Origin of the sequence: Methylobacterium phyllosphaerae, from assembly GCF_001936175.1 — a bacterium.
Classification (GTDB): domain Bacteria; phylum Pseudomonadota; class Alphaproteobacteria; order Rhizobiales; family Beijerinckiaceae; genus Methylobacterium; species Methylobacterium fujisawaense.
In genome coordinates this window covers 3,952,171-3,972,653 of sequence record NZ_CP015367.1, presented here as the reverse complement: position 1 = coordinate 3,972,653, position 20,483 = coordinate 3,952,171, and the positions used below count along the sequence as shown (strand labels likewise).

General features: G+C 72.9%; 20 protein-coding genes. 14 read left to right on the top strand and 6 right to left on the bottom strand.

The genetic code is table 11. The annotated features are described in order from the left end of the window. Positions 1 to 6: 6 nt before the first annotated feature. From sorB to MCBMB27_RS18085, 6 genes are all read right to left on the bottom strand, one after another. Positions 7 to 324, bottom strand: coding sequence for a SorB family sulfite dehydrogenase c-type cytochrome subunit (gene sorB / locus MCBMB27_RS18110; RefSeq protein ID WP_043386636.1), 318 nt, complete (start codon positions 322 to 324; stop codon positions 7 to 9). A 23-nt stretch (positions 325 to 347) separates the two neighbouring features. Further along, complete coding sequence (gene sorA / locus MCBMB27_RS18105) at positions 348 to 1,556, bottom strand: SorA family sulfite dehydrogenase catalytic subunit (protein ID WP_043759524.1); 1,209 nt, start codon at positions 1,554 to 1,556, stop codon at positions 348 to 350. A 97-nt stretch (positions 1,557 to 1,653) separates the two neighbouring features. Further along, the gene (locus MCBMB27_RS18100; RefSeq protein WP_075380982.1) at positions 1,654 to 2,595 is read right to left on the bottom strand and encodes an NAD(P)-dependent oxidoreductase; all 942 of its coding nucleotides are present in this window, start codon (positions 2,593 to 2,595) and stop codon (positions 1,654 to 1,656) included. Between the two features lie 115 nt (positions 2,596 to 2,710). Further along, positions 2,711 to 5,170 carry a putative bifunctional diguanylate cyclase/phosphodiesterase gene (locus tag MCBMB27_RS18095; protein WP_075380981.1) on the bottom strand — a complete coding sequence of 820 codons (2,460 nt, stop codon included), beginning with the start codon at positions 5,168 to 5,170 and terminating at the stop codon, positions 2,711 to 2,713. Then, positions 5,160 to 6,569, bottom strand: a complete 1,410-nt coding sequence (locus tag MCBMB27_RS18090; protein WP_043759520.1) for a cytochrome P450 — start codon at positions 6,567 to 6,569, stop codon at positions 5,160 to 5,162. The genes MCBMB27_RS18095 and MCBMB27_RS18090 overlap by 11 nt, the downstream gene beginning before the upstream one ends. 215 nt (positions 6,570 to 6,784) lie before the next feature. Beyond that, the gene (locus tag MCBMB27_RS18085) at positions 6,785 to 7,588 is read right to left on the bottom strand and encodes a trypsin-like serine peptidase (protein WP_051976220.1); all 804 of its coding nucleotides are present in this window, start codon (positions 7,586 to 7,588) and stop codon (positions 6,785 to 6,787) included. Positions 7,589 to 7,956: 368 nt separating this feature from the next. Between MCBMB27_RS18085 and MCBMB27_RS18080 the strand changes: the two genes are divergently transcribed. The 14 genes from MCBMB27_RS18080 (at position 7,957) to MCBMB27_RS18015 (ending at position 20,451) form a co-directional block, all read left to right on the top strand. Further along, positions 7,957 to 9,840, top strand: coding sequence for a methanol/ethanol family PQQ-dependent dehydrogenase (locus MCBMB27_RS18080; RefSeq protein WP_043386654.1), 1,884 nt, complete (start codon positions 7,957 to 7,959; stop codon positions 9,838 to 9,840). A gap of 172 nt (positions 9,841 to 10,012) precedes the next feature. Beyond that, positions 10,013 to 10,921, top strand: a complete 909-nt coding sequence (gene moxJ, locus MCBMB27_RS18075) for a methanol oxidation system protein MoxJ (RefSeq protein WP_043386657.1) — start codon at positions 10,013 to 10,015, stop codon at positions 10,919 to 10,921. 79 nt (positions 10,922 to 11,000) lie between these two features. Next, positions 11,001 to 11,588, top strand: coding sequence for a cytochrome c(L), periplasmic (gene moxG / locus MCBMB27_RS18070; RefSeq protein WP_043759515.1), 588 nt, complete (start codon positions 11,001 to 11,003; stop codon positions 11,586 to 11,588). Between the two features lie 86 nt (positions 11,589 to 11,674). Continuing rightward, positions 11,675 to 11,965, top strand: a complete 291-nt coding sequence (locus MCBMB27_RS18065; protein ID WP_043386662.1) for a methanol dehydrogenase [cytochrome c] subunit — start codon at positions 11,675 to 11,677, stop codon at positions 11,963 to 11,965. Positions 11,966 to 12,142: 177 nt separating this feature from the next. Next, complete coding sequence (locus MCBMB27_RS18060; protein ID WP_043386668.1) at positions 12,143 to 13,174, top strand: AAA family ATPase; 1,032 nt, start codon at positions 12,143 to 12,145, stop codon at positions 13,172 to 13,174. Then, entirely contained in the window at positions 13,171 to 14,025 is an 855-nt protein-coding gene (locus tag MCBMB27_RS18055; RefSeq protein WP_043761499.1) for a DUF58 domain-containing protein, read from the top strand. Before MCBMB27_RS18060 ends, MCBMB27_RS18055 begins: the two co-directional genes overlap by 4 nt. 2 nt (positions 14,026 to 14,027) lie before the next feature. Continuing rightward, positions 14,028 to 14,972, top strand: a complete 945-nt coding sequence (locus MCBMB27_RS18050) for a nonribosomal peptide synthetase MxaA (protein ID WP_170861889.1) — start codon at positions 14,028 to 14,030, stop codon at positions 14,970 to 14,972. 4 nt (positions 14,973 to 14,976) lie between these two features. After that, positions 14,977 to 16,044 carry a vWA domain-containing protein gene (locus MCBMB27_RS18045; protein ID WP_053610248.1) on the top strand — a complete coding sequence of 356 codons (1,068 nt, stop codon included), beginning with the start codon at positions 14,977 to 14,979 and terminating at the stop codon, positions 16,042 to 16,044. Continuing rightward, positions 16,041 to 16,673 carry a hypothetical protein gene (locus MCBMB27_RS18040; RefSeq protein WP_053610249.1) on the top strand — a complete coding sequence of 211 codons (633 nt, stop codon included), beginning with the start codon at positions 16,041 to 16,043 and terminating at the stop codon, positions 16,671 to 16,673. Before MCBMB27_RS18045 ends, MCBMB27_RS18040 begins: the two co-directional genes overlap by 4 nt. Next, positions 16,670 to 17,737, top strand: coding sequence for a vWA domain-containing protein (locus tag MCBMB27_RS18035; RefSeq protein WP_083683601.1), 1,068 nt, complete (start codon positions 16,670 to 16,672; stop codon positions 17,735 to 17,737). Before MCBMB27_RS18040 ends, MCBMB27_RS18035 begins: the two co-directional genes overlap by 4 nt. Before the next feature lie 2 nt (positions 17,738 to 17,739). Further along, the gene (locus MCBMB27_RS18030; RefSeq protein ID WP_043386677.1) at positions 17,740 to 18,294 is read left to right on the top strand and encodes an SRPBCC family protein; all 555 of its coding nucleotides are present in this window, start codon (positions 17,740 to 17,742) and stop codon (positions 18,292 to 18,294) included. 8 nt (positions 18,295 to 18,302) lie between these two features. Next, positions 18,303 to 19,244: a YncE family protein gene (locus tag MCBMB27_RS18025; protein WP_043759503.1), complete on the top strand. Its 942-nt coding sequence runs from the start codon at positions 18,303 to 18,305 to the stop codon at positions 19,242 to 19,244. Then, positions 19,241 to 19,762 carry a hypothetical protein gene (locus MCBMB27_RS18020; protein WP_043759501.1) on the top strand — a complete coding sequence of 174 codons (522 nt, stop codon included), beginning with the start codon at positions 19,241 to 19,243 and terminating at the stop codon, positions 19,760 to 19,762. The genes MCBMB27_RS18025 and MCBMB27_RS18020 overlap by 4 nt, the downstream gene beginning before the upstream one ends. Then, entirely contained in the window at positions 19,759 to 20,451 is a 693-nt protein-coding gene (locus MCBMB27_RS18015; RefSeq protein WP_083683598.1) for a response regulator transcription factor, read from the top strand. Before MCBMB27_RS18020 ends, MCBMB27_RS18015 begins: the two co-directional genes overlap by 4 nt. The last annotated feature ends 32 nt before the right edge of the window (positions 20,452 to 20,483 follow it).

Below are 20,483 nucleotides of genomic sequence, written 5' to 3'. Positions count from 1 at the left end.
GGCCTCTCAATACGTATCGGCCAGGTAGGCGGCGATCGCGCCGGCATCGGCCTGTTCGATGGGGGCGTGGTAGGCCTTGATCATCTTGGACACCTCGGCATCCCAGAACGCCTTCCCGCGGCCGGGCGGCTGCGTGGCGATGTAGTCCACCGAGTGGCAGGTCTGGCAATTGGCCTGGGCCGCCTCGTAGCCCGCAGCCAGGCTGTCCGCCTTCGGCGGCCGCAGCTGCGCGGTCGGGTCCGGAACCGCGTAGGTCCGTGGCGCGGCCCAGGCCGAGCCGGCCGTCAGGCCCCCGATCATCGCGCCGAGCAGAAGCATACGCATCCCGTTCGTCCTCCCGTTCGCGTTCACGCCGCCTGCACCCGGGTGGTCTCGACGCCGTTGCGCATGTAGCCGGACGGGTTCCAGCGGGACGCCGTCGGCTGGCTGCTGCCGTCGTTGGCGGTGGCCCGGACCCGGATCGCGTGGGCGCCCGGCGTGAGCGCGGCCGTGAGCGACCAGGGCCGGAACGCGTAGGGGCCGAGATCCCGGCCGAGCGCGGCCTCGGTCCAGGTGGCGCCGTCGTCGGTGGAGACCGCGACCGTCCGGATGCCGGAGCCGCCGTCGAAGGCGATGCCCCGCAGGGAGACCGGACCGGCGGTTACGCGCGCGCCGTCGGCCAGATTCGTGAGGAACGACCGCACGTTGAGGCGCCCGATCGGCACCGTGGCGGCGGCCGCCTGGCCGGGCTCGGTGCAGGCGCAGGGATTGTCGGGGATGCGGTAGGCGGTCTTCATGAAGAAGCCCTCGAAGGGCTTGTCCAGCACCGTGACGGTATCGAGGTGCTTGACCCAGTAGGTGCCGTAATAACCCGGCACCACGAGGCGGAGCGGGTAGCCGTTGAGCCAGGGCAGGTCCTCGCCGTTCATGCCCCAGGCGAGCAGCACCGCGCCGTCGCCGGCCTGGTCGAGGGTGAGCGCCTTGGCGAAGTCCGGCGTCTCGGGCAGCACAGGCCGGTCGAGCCCGTTGAAGGCGACCTGTACGGCCCCGGCCTTCACGCCGGCCCGGTCCAGCACGCTTCTCAACGGCACCCCCGTCCACCGCGCGCAGCCCATGGCGCCGTTGCCGAGCTGGCCGCCGGCCATCCGGGGCTCGAAGAAGCCGCGGGAATTGCCCGAGCACTGGTTGACCGCCACGATCTCGGTCCGGCCCGGCAGCGCCTTCAATTCCGACAGCGACAGCGCGACGGGTCGCTCCACATGGCCGCCCACGGTCAGCCGGAACGCCTCCGGGTCGATCTCCAGGGGGATGTCGGCGAGGTGGTAGCGGACGAAGAAGGCGTCGTTCGGCGTGATCGCGCCCTCGTCGAAGACCGCGAACGGCGTCTCCAGCTGGGGCGGCCGGGCGGTGGTCTGCAGCAGCGGCCGCTTGCCCGGATAGGCGACGAGCGGGCGCTCGCCGTTGCCGAAGGGCAGCTGCGCGTCCTCTCCGGCCCAGGCGGGCCGCAGGCCGCTTCCCGCCGCCAGGGCACCGAGCGCGGCGCTCTTCAGGAAGGCCCGTCGTGCCGGATCGGTCATCCCCTGCTCCCTCCCGGTCTGCCCCGACAGCCTCGGTCGCGCGGCGCCGGATCCATGGGATAGCCTGCGCCGGGCGAAAGGCCCAGATCCCCCGCGTTCAGCCCTGCGTGAGATGCCGGCGCACCGCCGCGGCGATGACGGCCGAGACCCGGACGTTCGATTCCTGCGTCACCCCGGCGATGTGGGGCGTGAGGATCAGGTTCGGCACGCCCGCGAACGGGGCGCCGGCCGCGGCGTCGAGGGGCTCGCGGTCGAACACGTCGAGGGCCGCGCCGCCGAGATGCCCGGACCGCAGGGCGGCCGCCACCGCGGCCTCGTCGACGATGCCGCCCCGGGCGGCGTTGATCAGCACGGCGCCCGCGGGCATCCGGGCGAGGGCGGTCGCGTCGATCAGGCCGCGGGTCTCCGCGGTGAGCGGGACGTGCAGGGAGAGCACGTCGCTCTCCGCGATCAGCGCCTCCAGATCCCGGCGCCGCACCGGACCGTATGGGGGCGTCCAGGCCGGATCCTCGGCGGCCAGGAACGGGTCATGGGCCGCGATCGCCATGCCGAGGGCAGCGGCGCGGCGGGCGGTCTCCCGGGCGATCGATCCGAAGCCCACGAGCCCGAGGCGTTTGCCGGCGATCTCGCGCCCCATCAGGGCGTTGCGCGGCCACGTCCCCGCCGCGACCGCCTCGCTCGCCCCATAGGCCCCGCGCAGCAGCAGCAGCGCGGTGGCGACGACGTACTCGGCGACCGCGCCGTCATTGGCGCCCGTCGCCGGCCGGACCGTGATCCCCCGCGCCCGGCAGGCCGGAACGTCGATGTTGTCGAGGCCGACCCCGAGACGCCCGACGATCCGGAGGCGTCGGGCACCCGCGAGCAGCGCGCCGCGGACCTGCGTCCGGTTGCGCACGATCAGGGCGTCGGCCTCCGCCACGGCGGCGGCGAGTGCCTCGGGCCGGTCGACGAGTCCGGGATCGTACAGGGTGTCGAAGCCCGACAGGTCGGCGGCGATCGCCGCAGGGTCCATGAATTCGCTGATGACGACCTTGGGCATGGCGCGCCTGTTCCCCGGTTCCGCGTGGTCGCCCCCCGCTAGAGCCGTTCCCGGGCGCGTGGCAACACGGATCCGTCCCCGCCCGCGACGCGGCCGGGCCGATTCCGGCGCTCCTTCAGGCGACCGCGCGGACGGTCTGCTCCGCCGGAGCGGCCGTGCGCGGCGCGCACGCGATCCGTATGCGCTCGATCAGGCCGGGGATCTCCCCGGGCGGCCGGGCCGGGCTGTAGAGGAAGCCCTGCGCGCTGTCGCAGCGCCGCAGCCGGAGCAGTTCGGCCTGCTGTTCGGTCTCGACGCCCTCGACCGTGACGTCGATGCCCAGGTCGCGGGCGATGACCATGATGGCCGCGATCACCGTCAGGCATTCGGGGCGGCTGCTCAGGTCGCGGACGAAGGCGCGGTCGATCTTGATCTTGTCGACCGGGAACTGCGTCAGGTAGCTCAAGGAGGAATACCCCGTCCCGAAATCGTCGAGGGCGATCCGCACCCCGAGCGCCCGCAGGGAGCGGAGATTGTCCAGCACGTGCGGCGTGTTGGCCAGGAAGATCGACTCGGTGATCTCGATCTCGAGGCGGTTCGCCGCCAGGCCGGTCTCGGCCAGGACCGCCGCGACGTCGGCGAAGAAGTCGGGCCGGCGGAAATGGACCGACGAGATGTTGACGGCGACGCGCAGGCTTGCCGGCCAGGTCAGCGCCTCCGTGCAGGCCCGCCGCAGGGCCCAGCGCCCGATCGTGACCACGAAGCCCGTTCCCTCGGCGATCGGGATCAGCTCGGCGGGCGAAACGGGACCGAGGCCCGGCCGGGTCCAGCGCAGCAGCGCCTCGCAGCCCACCACGTGGCCGTCCTGCAGGCTCACGAGCGGCTGGTAGTGCAAGGTCATCTCGCCGTCGGCGAGGGCGTGGCGCATCGCCTCGTCGAGTTCGCGCCGGCGCTGCACGCGCACTTCCAGGCCGCTGTCGAAGTCCCGCCAGCGCCCCTTGCCGGCCTCCTTGGCGCTGTAGAGCGCGAGATCCGCCTTCCGGAGCAGATCCTCGGGATCGGTCGCGTCCGCGGGCGCGCAGGCGATCCCGATACTGACGCCGATCTCCGCCCGGACGCCGTCGATGAGGTAGGGCTCGCGCAGGGCCCCGATGATGGCTTCGGCCAGGGCCTGCGCCGCCGCGGCATCCCGGCCGCGCTGCAGGATCGCGAACTCGTCGCCCCCGAGGCGGAACGCCTGCGCGTCGGCCGGGAGCAGGGCGCGCAGGCGATCGCCGACCTGCCCCAGCAGGGCATCGCCCGCGGCGTGGCCGATGCTGTCGTTGACGGTCTTGAAGCCGTCGAGGTCGAGGTAGAGCAGGCTGACCACCGGGGCCGGCCCCTGCGCGACCGCTGCCGCGCAGGCCTCCGACGCGACCGCGTGGAACATGACCCGGTTCGACAGGCCCGTCATCGGGTCCCGCGTTGCCAGGAAGGCGATGTGCGCTTCCGTCCGGCGGGCCTCCGTCATGTCCGAGCCGACGCCCCGGAAGCCTGCGAAGCGCCCTCCCTGGTCGAGGAAGGGCTTGCCGCTGAGCCGGAGCCAGCGCCGGCCGGCCGGCGTGTCGACGGCGATCAGGAGCTGGTGGAAGGGGGTGCCCCCGCGGAGGCGCTCCAGCAGGTCGGCGCTCTGATCGGCCTCGATCGGCGCCTTCCCCCGCCCGGCGAGCAGGGCCTGGAACCGGGCGTGCTGGAGCGTCTCCACCGGGCGGGCCAGGACATCCGCCATCCGGGTGGAGACGTGCTGGAACTGCCCGGTCTCGTCCGTCTCCCAGAGCCAGTCGCTGGCATTCGCCTCGAAGGCGTTGAGCAGCAGACCGATCGTCTCGCTCTGATCCTCGACGCGCACCCGGTCCAGGATGCGCTGGCAGGACAGGCGGCTCATGCGGCGCACGCTCGTCACCACGAACACCGCGTAGACGGTGAGCAGGAAACCGATGCTGAGCGCGATCGGCTCCCCGGACCGGGCGAGCCCGACGAAGCTGCCGACGATGACCGGGACCGCGAACAGGTACGAGACCGACAGGAGCGGCCCGACCACGTAGGCGTCCGAGATCAGGCCCGCCACGATGGCGACGACGAGCAGCCGCTCCTCGCTGCTGCAGGGGGTGAACAGCACGACCGGCATGGTCGCCCAGGCGAGGCCCAGGGCGAAGGCCAGCCCTGCGGAGATCCGGCAGCCCCACCGGACGCTGCGTTCGGACGCGGTGCCGGCATAGGCGCGCCAGTAGAGCCAGGTCGTGTAGGTCGTTGCCGTGATCAGCGCCGCGACCACGGCGAGCAGGCCGAGAAGATAGGTGTGCGAGGCCGAGCCCCAGAAAAAGTACGTGACGGCCAGCGCGATGATCAGGTGCGTCACCGCCGAGTAGGTGGCGAGCTTCAGCGTCTCGTCGAGGAGCCCGGTGCGCACCTGCAGCCGGTAGCGGTTCGGCAGCGCGTCGACCGTGTCGGGGCCGCGGAGGCGGCCGAGCAGCGATCCCGTCCGGCGCCGCGACCGCCGGGCCGGATCGGGCCCGCCGGCCGGGCCGGCGGCCGCGGCGGACGTCTCACGCGACATGGCGGGGCTCGACCCTCATCGTCAGGCCGCCCTTGGGCCGCAGCGTCACGCGGAACTGCGTCGCGGGCATCGCCCGGGTGACCGGTCTGAAGCGGAAGGCGGGCAGCAGCGTCGCCAGGATGACGAGGCACTCGGTCAGGGCGAGGCTCATGCCGATGCACACCCGCGGGCCGGCTCCGAACGGCAGGTAGGCGTAGCGGTCGCGCGCGGCGGCCCGCTCGGGGGCGAAGCGATCCGGATCGAACACCTCCGGCCTGTCCCAGAGCAGGGCATGCCGGTGCAGGGCGTAGACCGGCACATGGACCGATTGCCCGGCCGGCACGACCCTGTCCCCGAGCCGGACCGGCGCCCGGGTCCGCCGCACGATCAGCGGCGCCGGCGGATAGAGGCGCATCACCTCGAGGAGCACCTGGCGGGTGTAGGGCAACCGGTCCGCGGCCTCGGGATCGGCGGCGGGATCGTCGCCGAGCTGCGCCATCTCGGCGACGACGCGCGCCTCCACCTCCGGGTGTTCCGCCAGGACCCGGAGGGTCCAGGCCAGCGCCAGGGCGGTGGTCTCGTGGCCCGCGGCCACGAAGGTCAGCAGGTTGTCGACGACGCGCGCCTCGGGGAGCGGCTGTCCGGTCTCCGGATCCCGCGCCTCCAGCAGGAGGCCGAGGAGGTCGGTGCCGGGCTCGCCGCGCGCCCGGCGGCGCGCGATCGTCCGGGCGACCTCGCCGCGCAGGTGGCGCACCGCGGCCGCGCCCCCCCGGGCCCCGGGATGCGGGACCCAGGCCGGGGCGCGCAGCATCGCGAGGGCGATCTTCCAGCTGGTCTGGCCGAGATAGGCGTCCATCGCGCGCCCGAACGGCTCGACCTCCAGATGGGGATCGCCCGACACCATCGTGGCGACGATCACCTCGAAGGTGGTGCGCATCATCTCGTGCAGGACGTCCCGCTCCGCCCCGGCCGGATCGGCGCCATGCCAGCGCGTCCGCGTCGCCGCGGCGGCCCGGGCCATGGCCGGCACGAAGCTCCGGACCCGGTCCGGGCGGAACATCGGGCTGGCGGTCCTGCGCTGCCCCCGCCAGTGGGAACCGTCCGCGGTGAGGACGCCCGAGCCGAGGGCGGGCGCGAGGGCCCGCAGCATGAACGGCTCCCGCTCCAGCGCCTCGGCCTGATCGACCAGCAGGCTGCGGATGTGTCCGGGGTCGCAGACGTAGGTGGTGCGCTGGCCGAGGAAGCGCGTTGTCACCAAGGGTTGTGTGTAGATTTGCCGGGGCCAAGCCTCGATCAGGCTGCCCAGCATCGTGACGAGCACCGATGGCAGGGCGATCGCCTCCGCCACAGCCTCCCCCACGGCCTCCGTGAGCGGCAGCCTTCCCGGCTCGCAGACCCTGAACGTTCCGACCGCTGGCATCCCGGCACCCTCGCGGGACCAGATTCGAGGCTCAACGTTAAGTTTTGGCGCTCCTCGGCACCGCCGTCGAGGCATTAGCGCCCGGGCGGTGCGGAAATCGCCGCGTTGCTTACCGGAGGCTTACCGGAATGCCTCCGGGAAGCCGTGCGGCCGGACGGCGGATCCGGCACGCGCCGCCGACGCGGATGCCGGGCGGGCGGGTCAGACCGACGGCCCTAGCGGGCCTGCGCCCGGAGGGCCTCGCGGAGCCGGCCCTCGATCAGCAGGGCCGAGCCGTAGTGGAACTCGATGTCGAAGGCGTGGCGCTGGTTCATCGAGAGCGACGCGCTCTGCATCGCGACGAGATGCCCGGCCTCGTCGAACAGGCCCGAGCCCGACCCTCCGTAGCCGTCGTTGCAGTCGTGGCGGGCGCGGCGGATGTCGCCCTCGCTGGGCGGATCGATCCGCCGGATGGCACAGGATTCCCGGCTGCTCTGACCGCGGTAGTTCTCGTGGCCGGCGGGGGAGACCATCGTCACCGGGAGCGTCAGGTCGCCGGTCGGAAGGTGCGGGGCGTCCGGGATCGGCTGCGGCCGTGCCTCGGCCGGCTCGGCGAGGCGCAGGAGCGCCCAGTCGTCGGTGATGTGCAGGCGCCGCGCCTCCGGCTCGATGCCGAGTTCCAGAAAGTCCGGCGCGAAGCCGTAATTGCGGCCGGCGATCTGGAAGTAGCAATCGGCAACGGTGCGGGTGACCTCCAGTTGGCGATTGCGGAAATTGTGCGCGTTCATCAGCACGAGGGAGCGGGTCCCGATCAGCCAGGCGGCGGCGGCTTTCTGGGGGATCCCGTCCGGGCGGCGGCACCACAGGACGCCCGCGCCGGTAAAGCGCTCCAGATCCGCCCCCGTCAGTTCGCGCCGCCCGTCCTGTGCGTAGAGGGCGGCGAGGCGTTGTCCGCCGCCGGTCCCGGCCGCCGTGGCCGGAATCGCGACACAGGTCGCCAGCGCCAGAAAGCGGCCTGCGCCGCCCGTGACAAGACCCATCGCGTCCTCCCGGAGCGGGTCGGCGGACGGCACCGTGCCCGCACGCCCGCATATCGTTTCCGCTTGTCTGGGATGGATGTCGGCGATCGGTCAAGACCTCGCTGATCTTACCAAATCTCCGGTGGCGTATTGCCAGATTGTCCCGAAAAGAAATGTTTCGTTTTGCAAAGACACGCATTACAAGCCGTGCGAATAATCGAGTGGCGCACAACGATAATAAGTCTTTCATAAGCCTAGCGAATACTGGAAATAGCCGGGATATCGCGATGCTGAAAGCGGATTTGTCGTCGGAAGACGTGTCGCCATCGGATGAACACCACGATGACTGCGAGGCCAAACGGCGTGGCAGTCCGGCGAGGAGACGCAGGATGATCAGGCTCCGGAATTCCGTCTCGGCATTGGCGATCATGGCGCTCGCGCCGGTCGCCATGGCGGGCGTGGCGCAGGCCAACGACAAGCTCGTCGAGAAATCGAAGAGCGACGAGAACTGGGTGATGCCCGGTAAGAACTACGACTCGAACAATTACAGCGATCTGACCCAGATCAACAAGAGCAACGTCAAGCAGCTCAAGCCGGCCTGGACGTTCTCCACCGGCCTGCTCAACGGCCACGAGGGCGCGCCGCTCGTCGTCGACGGCGTCATGTACATCCACACCTCGTTCCCGAACAACACCTTCGCCCTCGGCCTCGACGACCCGGGCAAGATCCTGTGGCAGGACAAGCCCAAGCAGAACCCGGCCGCCCGTTCGGTCGCCTGCTGCGATCTCGTCAACCGCGGCCTCGCCTACTGGCCGGGCGACGGCAAGACCCCGGCGCTGATCCTCAAGACCCAGCTCGACGGCAACGTGGCGGCGCTGAACGCCCAGACCGGCGAGACGGTGTGGAAGGTCGAGAATTCCGACATCAAGGTCGGCTCGACGCTCACCATCGCCCCCTACGTGGTCAAGGACAAGGTGATCATCGGCTCCTCGGGTGCCGAGCTCGGCGTCCGCGGCTACCTCACCGCCTACGACGTCAAGACCGGCGCCCAGGTCTGGCGCGCCTACGCGACCGGCCCGGACGAGGACCTGCTGCTCGCCAAGGACTTCAACATCCACAACGCTCATTACGGCCAGAAGGGCCTCGGCACCTCGACCTGGGAGGGCGACGCCTGGAAGATCGGCGGCGGCACCAACTGGGGCTGGTACGCCTATGACCCGGGCACGAACCTGATCTACTTCGGCACCGGCAACCCGGCGCCGTGGAACGAGACCATGCGTCCCGGCGACAACAAGTGGACGATGACGATCTTCGGCCGCGACGCCGACACCGGCGAGGCGAAGTTCGGCTACCAGAAGACCCCGCACGACGAGTGGGACTATGCCGGCGTCAACGTGATGATGCTGTCCGACCAGAAGGACAAGGACGGGAAGATGAGGAAGCTCCTCACCCACCCGGACCGCAACGGCATCGTCTACACCCTCGACCGGACGGACGGGACGCTGGTCTCGGCCAACAAGATCGACGACACCGTCAACGTGTTCAAGTCGGTGGATCTGAAGACCGGCACGCCGGTGCGCGATCCGGAATACGGCACCCGGATGGACCACCTCGCCAAGGACATCTGTCCCTCGGCGATGGGCTACCACAACCAGGGGCACGATTCCTACGATCCGAAGCGCCAAGCCTTCTACATGGGCATCAACCACATCTGCATGGATTGGGAGCCCTTCATGCTGCCCTACCGGGCGGGTCAGTTCTTCGTCGGCGCGACGCTGAACATGTATCCGGGCCCGAAGGGTGACCGGCAGAACTACGAGGGCCTCGGCCAGATCAAGAGCTACAACGCCATCACCGGCAAGTTCAACTGGGAGAAGATGGAGCGCTTCGCGGTCTGGGGCGGCACCACCGCCACCGCCGGCGACCTGGTCCTCTACGGGACGCTGGACGGCTTCATCAAGGCGCGCGACTCCGACAACGGCGACCTCCTCTGGAAGTTCAAGCTGCCGTCGGGCGCCATCGGCTACCCGATCACCTACACCCACAAGGGCACGCAATACGTCGCCATCTACTACGGCGTCGGCGGCTGGCCGGGCGTGGGCCTGGTGTTCGACCTCGCCGACCCGACCGCCGGCCTCGGCGCGGTGGGCGCCTTCAAGAAGCTCGCCAACTACACCCAGATGGGCGGCGGCGTGATGGTGTTCTCGCTGGACGGCAAGGGCCCCTACGACGACCCGAATGTCGGCGAGTACGAGCAGCACGCCGCCAAGTAGGGCCCGCCAAGTAGGGCCATCCAAGTAAGGCCCGCCTTCATCCCGCCGGCCAAGCGGCCGGCGGGACTCCGGGCCGGGTCCGGGACGCGCGGGGCGCCACGGCGCCCCGCAGCCCGGCCGCGCCCCTCCGGACCGCCATCAAGAAACGCTTCGACAACAGGGATCAACGTCCATGCCGCGCCCGCGCGCCCGCATCCTGGCGGCCCGTTTCGCCGCCGTCCTGACGCTCGCCACCCTGGCCGCCGGGCCGGTGGCGGCCCAGGACTCCGAGGCCCAGGCCATCCAGCAGGATCCCGGCAAGGCTCCGGCCGCCCCGCCGGCCGACCCCGCGACCCTGCGCATCTGCGCCTCCGAGAAGCAGCCGCCGCTCTCGATGCGGGACGGATCGGGGCTCGAGAACCGCGTCGCCGTGGCGGTCGCGGAGGCGATGGGGAAGAAGCCCGTCTTCGTCTGGCTGCCGAAGCCCGCGATCTACCTCGTCCGCGACGGCCTGGAGAAGCGGACCTGCGACGTGGTCGTCGGCCTCGACAGCGACGACCCGCGGGTGCTGACCACGAAGCCGTACTACCGGAGCGGCTACGTCTTCATCACGCGCGCCGACAAGGATCTCGACGTGAAGTCCTGGTCCGACCCGCGGCTCAAGACCCTCGACCACATGGTGGTGCCCTTCGGCTCCCCTGGCGAGGCGATGCTCAAGGATATCGGCCGCTACGAGGAGGACATGGCCTACCTCTACTCGCTGGTGAACTTCCGCTCGCCGCGCAACCAGTACACCCAGATCGACCCGGCCCGCATCGTCAGCGAGGTGGCCAACGACAAGGCCGATGTCGGCGTCGCCTTCGGTCCCGACGTCGCCCGCTACGTCAAGGATTCCCCGACGCCCCTGCGCATGACGCTGGTCCCGGCCGACACGGTCGGCAGCGACGGCCGCAAGGTCCCGCAGGTCTTCGACCAGTCGATGGGCGTGCGCAAGGACGACGAGGCCCTGCGCAAGGCCCTCGACGCCGGGATCGAGAAGGCGCGGCCCGCCATCGCGGCGATCCTCAAGCAGGACGGGGTGCCGGTCGTCGCCTCGAACTGAGCCCCGCCCGCCCCGACTCCCCCGAGACCGGCCCGGCGCGCCCGGGCCACCGACCAAGACATCAGGATCCGCTCAACAGATGCTCATCGTTCGTTCGGCACGCGTCGCCCTTCTCACCCTCGCCGTGGCCATGCCCGTTGCGGCCCGCGCGCAGCCCCAGTCCGGCCCGCAGACCGGGATCGTGTTCCGCAACACCATCACCGGCGAGGCGATGGACACGGCCGAGGGCAAGCCGGGCGGGCGGGACACGCAGGCGGTCAAGACCTTCTTCCAGACCGGCAAGAATCTCTACATCGACGACAAGTCCTGCCTGCGCAACGGCGAGAGCCTGTTCCTGACCTCGTGCTCCGGCTGCCACGGCCATCTCGGCGAGGGCAAGGTCGGGCCCGGCCTCAACGACGATTACTGGACCTACCCGGCGAACACGACCGATGTCGGCCTGTTCTCGACCCTCTGGGGCGGCGCCAACGGCATGATGGGACCGCACAACGAGGATCTCAATCCCGACGAGATGCTGCAGGTCATCGCCTGGATCCGCCATCTCTACACGGGTCCGGTGAAGGATGCCGAGTGGCTCACCGACGCGCAGAAGAAGACTTACAAGCCCTTCAAGGAGGGCGAGACCTTTGCCAAGGACGTGCCCGGCCAGTGCAAGCCGCTGGACTAGCCGTTCTCGGCAAGTCGCGCCCCGCAGGAGACGGGGCGAACCGACGGCCCGACCGGCCGGCCAAGGAAGAGACGGAGGAATCAACGATGCGCACAGTGATCACGACGGCGATGCTGATCGCGGGGGCGGCCTTCGCGGTGCCGGCGCTGGCCTATGACGGGCAGACCTGCAAGGCGCCGGGCAATTGCTGGCAGCCGAAGCCCGGCTTCCCCGAGAAGGTCGCCGGGACCAAGTACGATCCCAAGCACGACCCGAAGGAGGTCAGCAAGCAGGCCGAATCCATCAAGCAGATGGAGGAGCGCAACAAGAAGCGGATCGAGAACGCCAAGAAGACCGGCAAGTTCGAGTACGACGTCGCCAAGATCTCATCGAACTGATCGCGTCGAACGGATCGCGGCCGACCGATCCGGCCGGCCGATCGGGCGTCCTGGGGCCGGCCCGCGCCGCGGCGCCGGCCCGCAGCGACGCTCGGTACCGCGCGCCGCACCGACACGCCGCATCGACACCCGGCGCCACCGTACCGGCGCCCCGCCCGACACCGCAGGCACCGCCTCATGAACACCCTCCGTCCCGGAGACACGATGCTCACCGACTGGCGGGCCGCGGCGGCCCGCTTCGAGGCGGAGGTCGCCAAGGCGGTGGTCGGACAGGAGCGGGCGATCCGCCTCGTGACGATCGCGATCTTCGCCCGCGGCCACGTGATGCTCGAGGGCGATGTCGGCGTCGGCAAGACCACCCTGCTGCGGGCGGTGGCCCGGGCGCTGGGCGGCGCCTACGAGCGCGTCGAGGGCACGGTCGACATGATGCCGACCGACCTGATCTACCACACCTATCTCGGCCCCGACGGCCGGCCGCGGGTCGATCCCGGTCCGGTCCTGGCCCGGGCCGAAGATCTCTCGGTGTTCTTCTTCAACGAGATCAACCGGGCGCGGCCGCAGGTCCACGCCCTGCTGCTCCGGTTGATGGCCGAGCGCAGCGTCCAGGCCTTCGGCCGCACCTACACGTTCCCGAACCTGCAGGTCTTCGCCGACCGCAACCGCGTCGAGCGCGAGGAGACCTTCGAGCTCCCGGCCGCGGCCCGCGACCGCTTCCTGATGGAGATCGGCCTGGAGGCGCCCCGGGACGCGGCGGTGCGCCGGACCCTGGTCTTCGACCCGCGCTTCCACGACACCGACGCCCTCGTCGGCGCGGTCGCGGAGGGCGTGCTCGACCACGCCCGGATCGGCGGCATCGCCGCCGCGATCCAGCACGCCGTCCGGGCGGAGCCGTCGATCGAGGCCTACGTGGTCGCCCTCTGGGACGCCCTGGTTCGCCCCGCGGAGGCCGGGATCCGGCTCCCGGGCCTCGACACCGCCACCCTCGTCCAGGGGGGCGCCTCGCCGCGCGGCGTCGCCTTCCTGGTGCGCGCCGCCCGGGTGCGGGCGTGGCTGGAGGGGCGCGACTGGCTGGTGCCGGAGGATGTGCGGGCGGTCTTCACCGAGGTGATGGCCCACCGCGTCTTCCTCGAACCCGTCCACGAATTGCAGCGCGGCGCGATCGTGCCGGCCCTGTGCCGGGCCGCGTTCGAGACGGTGCCGGCGCCGTGAGCGACCCGCGCACGGCCGACATCGTCTACCTGCCGCGCTGGCGGCCGCGCGGCAGCCGGGCCGGCCTCCACCGGGGACGCGACGCCGGCGGCTCCGGCCCGTTCCGCGATCAGGTGCCGTTCCTGCAACTGCCGGATGCCCGCCGCATCGACCTGCGCGCGACGCTGCGCGACCCGTTCGAGGGGGTGCATGTCCGCCGCTTCGAGGCGCGGACCGCGGTCGAGACCTGGGTTCTGGTCGATCTCTCGGCCTCCATGGGCTTCCGCGGCACGGCGGACCGGACGCGGCTCACGGGCGATCTCTGCCGGGCGCTGGCCGTCTCGGCGACCCGGATCAGCGACGGGTTCGGCCTGATCGGCTGCGACGAGACCTTGCGCGACGACCTCACCCTGCCCGCCACCCGCCACCGGGGCGCGGCCGTCGCCGCCGCCGAGCGGGTCGCGGGCGCGCCCCGCGCGGGTCGCGGCTGCGCCGGCATGCTCGAGGCCGCGCGGCGGCTCGCCGGGCGGCCGAAGCTCGTCTTCCTCGCCTCCGACTTCCGCTGGCCCGAGGCCCTGATCGCCCAGGTCTTCGCCGCGCTGGCGCCGCACGACACGGTGCCGATCCTGCTCGCCGACCCCGCCGAGGCGGAGGCGCTGCCGGCCTTCGGCCTCGTCGAGCTCGACGATCTGGAGGGCGGCGGCCGCCGCGTGGTCCTGCTGCGCCCGAGCCTGCGCCGGGCCTGGATCGCCCGGGAGCGGGACCGGATCGCCGCCCTGGAGCGCGCCGCCGCGCCCTTCGCCCGCCGGGTCTTCCAGCTCGCCGGGCGCTTCGACGCCCAGGCGCTCACCCGCCACCTGATGACGACCTGAGCATGGGCGCGCGCGTTCCCGCCCTCCTGCTGGCCGGCCTCCTCGCCGCGCCCCTCGCCCTGACGGCCGGCACGGCGGCCGCGCAGGTGCGCTCCGTCGAGGTGCGCAGCCCGCGGCCCTTCGGAATCTTCCTGGGCGACCTCGTCGAGGCGCAGGTGGAGATCCTGGCCGATCCCGATTTCCGGCTGCAGCGCGCGACCCTGCCCCAGCCCGGTCCGGTGACCTACTGGCTCGACCTACGCGCCGTCGCGGTCGACGACGTTACGGTGGCCGGCGCCCGGCGGGTGCGCCTGCGCCTCACCTACCAGAGCTTCTATGCCGCCCTCGACGCCCGCACCCTGGAGGTGCCGGGCTTCCCCCTGACGCTGGCGAGCGAGGCGGCGACCGGCCTGACCACCGCCGCCGTCCAGGTGCCGGGCTGGAGCCTCGGCGTCTCCCCCCTGCGCGAGGTGCAGCCGCAGCGGCGCGAGGATCCGGCCGAGTACCTGCGCCCGGACGGTCGCGGCGGCCGGATCGATCCCGGGCCGGATGTGGCGGCGGCGGCGGGCCTCGGGGCCCTGGCCGGCCTCGCCGCCCTGGCGCTGGCGCATGACCGGGCCTGGGGGCCGTTCCGGACACGGCGCGGCCGTCCCTTCGCGACGGCCCTGCGGGTGCTCCGGCGGCAGCGGGCGGGGGCCGAGCCCGATCAGGCCTACCGGGCGGCGCTGCTGGCCCTGCATCGGGGGCTCGACCAGACCGCCGGCCGGCGGGTGCTGGCCGACGATCTCGGGGACGTCCTCGCGCGCCATGGGGCGTTTCGGGGGCAGGCGGAGGGGCTCGCGCGCTTCTTCGAGGCCTCGCGCCTCGCCTTCTTCGGCGGCCGCCTGCCCGCCGCGCGCGCGGCCTGGCCCCTCGCCGAGGCCGAGATGCTCCTGACCCGCCTCGCGGCGGCGGAGCGGAGCGCGTGACGCCGTGACCGATCTCCTCGCCCGCCTCGGCGCGACCGAACCCTGGATCCTGTGGTTGCTGCCGCTGGCGCTGCTGCCGCTGGCCCGCTCGGCCCTGCGCCGGACCTCCGTGCCGGCGGTCGCCGCCGCCCCGGCCGATCCCCTCTCGGCCTGGCTCGGCCGGGCGCTGACGCTCGCCGGCATCCTGGCCATCGCCGGCCTGATCGTGGCCCTGGCGGGCCCCTACCGGACGGGGGCGCGGATCGAGCGCCTCGGCATCGGCGCGCAGGTGTCGCTGCTGATCGACCGCTCGGGCAGCATGAACGAGACCTTCGCGGGCCGGCAGCCCTCCGGCGCCGAGGAATCGAAGGCCGCCGCCTCCCGGCGCCTCCTGGCGGATTTCGTCGGCGCGCGGGGGCACGACCTGTTCGCCGTGACGGCCTTCTCCACCGCGCCGATGCTGGTCATGCCGATGACCGACCGCCACGACGCCGTGCGGGCGGCGATCGCCGCCATCGACCGGCCCGGCCTCGACTACACCAATATCGGCCGCGGCCTCGGCATGGCCCTGTCGCAGTTCGGGGTCGATGTCGGCGCCTCGCGGGTGCTCCTGCTCGTGTCCGACGGCGCCGCGGTGATCGACCCGCGCATCCAGGACCAGCTGCGCGCCGCCGTCGCGCGGATCCGGCCGAACCTGTACTGGCTGTTCCTGCGCACCAAGGGCTCGCCCGGCATCGCCGACCGGCCGGCCGGCGAGGACACGCCCCAGGCCGCGCCGGAGCGGCACCTCGACCTGTTCTTCAAGAGCCTCGGCGTGCCCTACCGCGCCTTCGAGGCCGAGGGCGCCGCGGCGGTGGAAGCCGCGATCCGGCAGATCGAGGCCCTGGAGCGGGACCCGATCCCGTATGTCGAGGAGCGCCCGCGCCGGGACCTGACCGGGCTCGCCGCCGCGCTCGCCGCGCTGGGCCTCGCCGTGCTCGTCCTCGCCAAGCTCGTGGAGGCGGACCTCGTGGAGGCGGACCTCGCGGATGCGCCGGCGGAGGCGGAGACGGCGACGGAAGCCGCGGGCGCGGCGCCGCGGAGGGCGGCATGAGCTCCGGCGCCCTTCTCGACGGCCCGGCTCCGCGCCGCCGCGCCGCCCTCCCCCGCCTCGGCGTGGCCGTGGCCTGGCGCCGGGTCCGGCCGGCCCTGCTGGTCGCCCTGCCGCTGGTCCTCGCGGCCGCCGCCCTGTGGTTCGCCGTCTCGGGCTGGAGCGCCGCGCGCGACGACGACCGGATCGCCGCCCTGGAGGCGGGCCGCGACCGGCCGGTCGACCCGGATGCGCGGCCGGCCCTCCTGGTGGCGCGGATCGGCTTCCTCGCCGCCCGGGACCGTCTGGGCGAGACAGAACCCCTCCTCGACGCCCTCGACCGCGCCGGCGCGGTGCGGGAGGCGGCCCGGGCGCGGTACGTCATCGGCAACGCGCGGATGCGGCAGGCCTTCGTGCTGATCGGCCGCGGCGATCTCGACAAGGCCGCGCCCCAGGTGACGCTGGCGCGGCAGGATTACCGCCGCGCCCTCCAGGCCCGGCCCGAATTCTGGGACGCCAAGTACAATCTCGACGTCGCCTCGCGCCTCGTGCGCGACTACCCGGAATTCGACCGCAAGACCGGGGACGAGCTGCGCGCCGAGCCGAAGAAGATCTGGACCGACATCCCCGGCCAGCCGCGGGGCGGCCCGTGAGACCGCGGCGCGTCCTGCCCCCCGTTCGGCCCTCCGTCCTGCCCCCCTTCGTCGCCCGCAACCTGCGCGACGGGCGGTTCCGCATCCTGGCGGCCGCCCTGGTGCTGGCGCTGGCGGCCCTCGTCGCTCCGCCGATCCCGTTCCCCCGCACCGGCGTGTCGGTGCTGGCGGTGGTCGACATCACCGGCAGCATGGCGGTGCGCGACTATCCCGCCGCCGCGGGATCCGTGAGCCGGCTCGAGACCGTCAAGGCGGCTCTGCGGGCGATGCTGCCCGACCTCCCCTGCGGCTCGCGGGTGGCGCTCGGCCTGTTCACCGACCGGCGGCCGTTCCTGCTGTTCACGCCGGTCGAGGTCTGCGCCGATTTCGCGCCGCTGGATGGCGCCATCGCGGCCCTCGATCCGCGCATGGCCTGGGAGGGGGACAGCCGCATCGCGGCCGGCCTGTTCCGGTCGATCGCCATGGCGGGGGAGATCGACGCCGACCTCCTGTTCCTCACCGACGGCCAGGAGACGCCGCCCCTGCCGGCCTCCGGCGGCCCGACCTTCGACGGCAAGCCCGGCGCGGTGCGCGGGCTGATCGTCGGCGCGGGCGGCTACGGCCTGTCGCCGATCCCGCGCTTCGACGATCGCGGCCGGCCGGCGGGCTTCCTGGGCGAGAGCGACGTCCAGCAGGAGAACCGCTCCGGGCCGCCCCCGGCCGACGCGGAATCGCGCGAGGGCTACAATCCGCGCAACGCCCCCTTCGGCGCCCAGGCGGCCCATGGCAGCGAGCACCTCTCCGCGGTCCGCGAACCCTACCTGAAGCGCCTCGCCGCCGAGACCGGCCTCGGCTACGCCCATCTCGACGGCCCGGGCGGCCTGGCCACCCCCCTGCGCGCCGCGGCGACGCCGCGCCCGCTGCCCGGCCGCCTCGACCCGCGCCCCGCCCTCCTGGCGGCGTCCCTGGGGCTGACGCTCCTGGCCCTCCTGGCGAACCCCCTCGCCCTCGTCCAGCGCGCGCGCCGCGGGCGCGCGGCCCACCCTGTTCCAACCCTCGTTCCAACCGGACCGATCAGGACCTGACCATGCGGATGCCCCTCGCCCTCGTCCCGGCCGTCGCCGCGGGCCTCGCCGTCGTCGGCCTCGCCGGCGCGGCGCTGGCCCACGGGCCGACGCCGCAGAAGATCGACCAGTCGATCACCATCCAGGCGCCCCCGGACGCGGTCTGGAAGGTGGTGGGCGATTTCGGCGGCATCGGGCGCTGGCACCCCGACGTGGCCAAGGCCGAGGCCAGCGGCGGCAATGTCGAGGGCACGACCCGCCGGGTGACCCTCAAGGCCGGCGGCACCCTGGTCGAGGGGCTGGACGAGTGGCTGGCCGACGGCCGGACCTACTCGTACCGGATGTCCGACCCGGACCTGAAGGCGCTCCCGGTCTCCTCCTACTCGGCGACCCTCACGGTGACCCCGGACGGGACCGGCTCCAAGGTGTCGTGGATCGGCCGCTTCTACCGGGGCGACACCGGCAACGAGCCGCCGGAGAACCTCAGCGACGAGGCCGGGCGCACGGCGATGAACCGCTACTTCGCGGACGGGCTCAAGGGGCTGAAGGCGGCCGTCGAGGGCCGGACGACCCATTGAGGCCCCGCATGCGCCACCTCCGGCTGATCGCGACGCTCGCGCTCGCGGCCGCCACCGGGACCGGTGGCGCGTCCGCCTCCGCCGACCCGGTCTGGGTCGTCAGCCAGCAGGGGGCCGAGCTGGCGCGGATCGAGGCCGGGACCGTGGCCGGGCGGATCCCGCTCGGGCCGGCGCCGGTGGCGGCGGCCGCCGACCGGGCCGGCCGCCTCTATCTCACCCACCCGGACGGGCGCGCCGTGACCGTCGTCGAGCCCGGCAAGCCGCCCCGCCGCCTGCCCGTCCCCGGCCAGGCCTTCGGCCTCGCGGCGAGCCCCGACGGCGCGCACCTGTTCGTCGGCGACTGGTCGGGCGACCGCGTGCTGCGGATCTCCGCGGCGACCGGCGCCGTCGAGGGCACCGCGGCGGTGGGGCACGAACCGGCCCATCTCGTCCTCGACCGGCGCGGGCGGCTCTACGTCGCCGACCGCGAGAGCCGTCAGGTCAGCGTGATCGACACGGGGACGATGACCCGCGTGGCCGTCGTCCCGACCGGCGAGGCGCCCTTCGCCCTGGCGCTCGCGCCGGACGAGGCCAGCCTCTACGTCGCCAACGTGCGCAGCGGCGACCTCACGGTGATCGACACGGCGACGTTGCGGGCTCGTGCCACGGTCCCGGCCGGCCGGATGCCCTACGGCGTCGCGGTCACCGGCGACGGCAGCCGGATCCTGGTCACCAACCAGCATGCCGCCGCCGTGACGGTGATCGATGCGGCCCGGCTCGAGATCGTCGCCACCGTGGCGGTGGGGCCCTATCCCGAGGGCATCGCGGTGGTCGGTCCGCGGGCCTACGTGGCGAACTGGTTCTCGGACGATGTCTCGGTGATCGATCTCGCCACGTGGCGCGAGACGGCGCGCATCAAGGTGGCGGAGGGCCCGCGCACGGTCCTGGCGCCGGGGGAGCCCGCGCGATGAGACGGGCCTGCCGCATCCGGATCGCGTCCGGCCTGGTCCTGCTGGCCCTCGGCGCCTGCAACCGGGACTCGGACGAGCGCGGCGACGCCGCGGGCGGGGTGGTCGCCACCACCGCCGAGGGCACCCTGCCGGCCTGGCTCGCGCCGACCGACGGGACCGACCCGGCCCGCTGGCTCGCGGGCCGGGAGGCCGGCAAGGCCCTGCCGGCCGACGAGCCCCGTGTGCGCGCGATGGCGGCGGCGCTGGCCCGGGCCCGCGACGGCTTCATCGAGGATCCGCGCATGATCGCCAACCGCACCGTCCAGCTCGGCCAGATGCTGGCCGAGGCCGGCATCGGCGAGGGCTACGGCGCGATCCTCGACGGGCTCGGCGGGATCGCGGCCGAACGCGGGCGCCGCAAGAGCCTCTACGGCGAGATGTGCCAGCACTACTACAACGCGCGGATGCAGGGGGCCGACCATGCAGCCGCGCTGGCGCGCCTCGCCGCCCCGCATCCGGTCCTCGAGGGCACGCCGTGAGCGCCGCCCGGGCCTCGGCCGATTGGCCGGCGGGGGGGGACGGTGCGGCCATCCTCGACGCGGTGCTGATCGTCGACGACCACCCGGTGGTGCGGCGCGGCTTCCGCCACCTCGCGGAGGATGCCGGCGTCCGGGCGGTCCACGAGGCCGCCGACGTGGTGTCGGGATACCGCACGTTCCACCGCCACCGTCCCGGGCTGGTGGTGACCGACCTCGGCTTCCGCGACCAGGGCCTCTCCGGCCTGTCGCTGATCCGCCGGGTGCGGGCCCTGGAGCCGGCGACCCGGATCCTCGCCTTCAGCATGCACGACGACCCGGTGATCGTCGCCCGCGCCATCGAGGGCGGGGCGCATGGCTTCGTCCTGAAGGACACGGCGGTGACGCGCTTCCACGAGGCGCTGGCGGCCGTCTCGGCCGGGCACAGCTACCTGTCGCACGAGGTCGCGACCAAGATCGCCATGCTGAATGCCGGTCTGCTGGACTCGCCCCTCGCGCGCCTGACCGCGCGGGAGGTTCAGGTCCTGTCGCTGCTGGGGGCGGGCAAGTCCAACGAGGCGATCGCCGACAGCCTCTCGATGAGCCACCGAAGCGTGTCGGCCATCGTCTCGGGCATGAAGCAGAAGCTCGGCGCCGGCAGCCTCGCCGACCTCCTCCGCATCGCCCTGTCGCGGGACGGGCGGCCGGTGTGAGGCGGGCAGCCGACAGCGCGGCCGACAGCGCC

What these genes read in the sequence shown, in the direction of transcription:
- sorB (WP_043386636.1), bottom strand. Translation starts at nt 324, where the DNA reads ATGCGTATGCTTCTGCTCGGCGCGATGATCGGGGGCCTGACGGCCGGC.
- sorA (WP_043759524.1), bottom strand. Translation starts at nt 1,556, where the DNA reads ATGACCGATCCGGCACGACGGGCCTTCCTGAAGAGCGCCGCGCTCGGT.
- MCBMB27_RS18100 (WP_075380982.1), bottom strand. Translation starts at nt 2,595, where the DNA reads ATGCCCAAGGTCGTCATCAGCGAATTCATGGACCCTGCGGCGATCGCC.
- MCBMB27_RS18095 (WP_075380981.1), bottom strand. Translation starts at nt 5,170, where the DNA reads ATGTCGCGTGAGACGTCCGCCGCGGCCGCCGGCCCGGCCGGCGGGCCC.
- MCBMB27_RS18090 (WP_043759520.1), bottom strand. Translation starts at nt 6,569, where the DNA reads ATGCCAGCGGTCGGAACGTTCAGGGTCTGCGAGCCGGGAAGGCTGCCG.
- MCBMB27_RS18085 (WP_051976220.1), bottom strand. Translation starts at nt 7,588, where the DNA reads ATGGGTCTTGTCACGGGCGGCGCAGGCCGCTTTCTGGCGCTGGCGACC.
- MCBMB27_RS18080 (WP_043386654.1), top strand. Translation starts at nt 7,957, where the DNA reads ATGATCAGGCTCCGGAATTCCGTCTCGGCATTGGCGATCATGGCGCTC.
- moxJ (WP_043386657.1), top strand. Translation starts at nt 10,013, where the DNA reads ATGCCGCGCCCGCGCGCCCGCATCCTGGCGGCCCGTTTCGCCGCCGTC.
- moxG (WP_043759515.1), top strand. Translation starts at nt 11,001, where the DNA reads ATGCTCATCGTTCGTTCGGCACGCGTCGCCCTTCTCACCCTCGCCGTG.
- MCBMB27_RS18065 (WP_043386662.1), top strand. Translation starts at nt 11,675, where the DNA reads ATGCGCACAGTGATCACGACGGCGATGCTGATCGCGGGGGCGGCCTTC.
- MCBMB27_RS18060 (WP_043386668.1), top strand. Translation starts at nt 12,143, where the DNA reads ATGAACACCCTCCGTCCCGGAGACACGATGCTCACCGACTGGCGGGCC.
- MCBMB27_RS18050 (WP_170861889.1), top strand. Translation starts at nt 14,028, where the DNA reads ATGGGCGCGCGCGTTCCCGCCCTCCTGCTGGCCGGCCTCCTCGCCGCG.
- MCBMB27_RS18040 (WP_053610249.1), top strand. Translation starts at nt 16,041, where the DNA reads ATGAGCTCCGGCGCCCTTCTCGACGGCCCGGCTCCGCGCCGCCGCGCC.
- MCBMB27_RS18030 (WP_043386677.1), top strand. Translation starts at nt 17,740, where the DNA reads ATGCGGATGCCCCTCGCCCTCGTCCCGGCCGTCGCCGCGGGCCTCGCC.
- MCBMB27_RS18025 (WP_043759503.1), top strand. Translation starts at nt 18,303, where the DNA reads ATGCGCCACCTCCGGCTGATCGCGACGCTCGCGCTCGCGGCCGCCACC.
- MCBMB27_RS18020 (WP_043759501.1), top strand. Translation starts at nt 19,241, where the DNA reads ATGAGACGGGCCTGCCGCATCCGGATCGCGTCCGGCCTGGTCCTGCTG.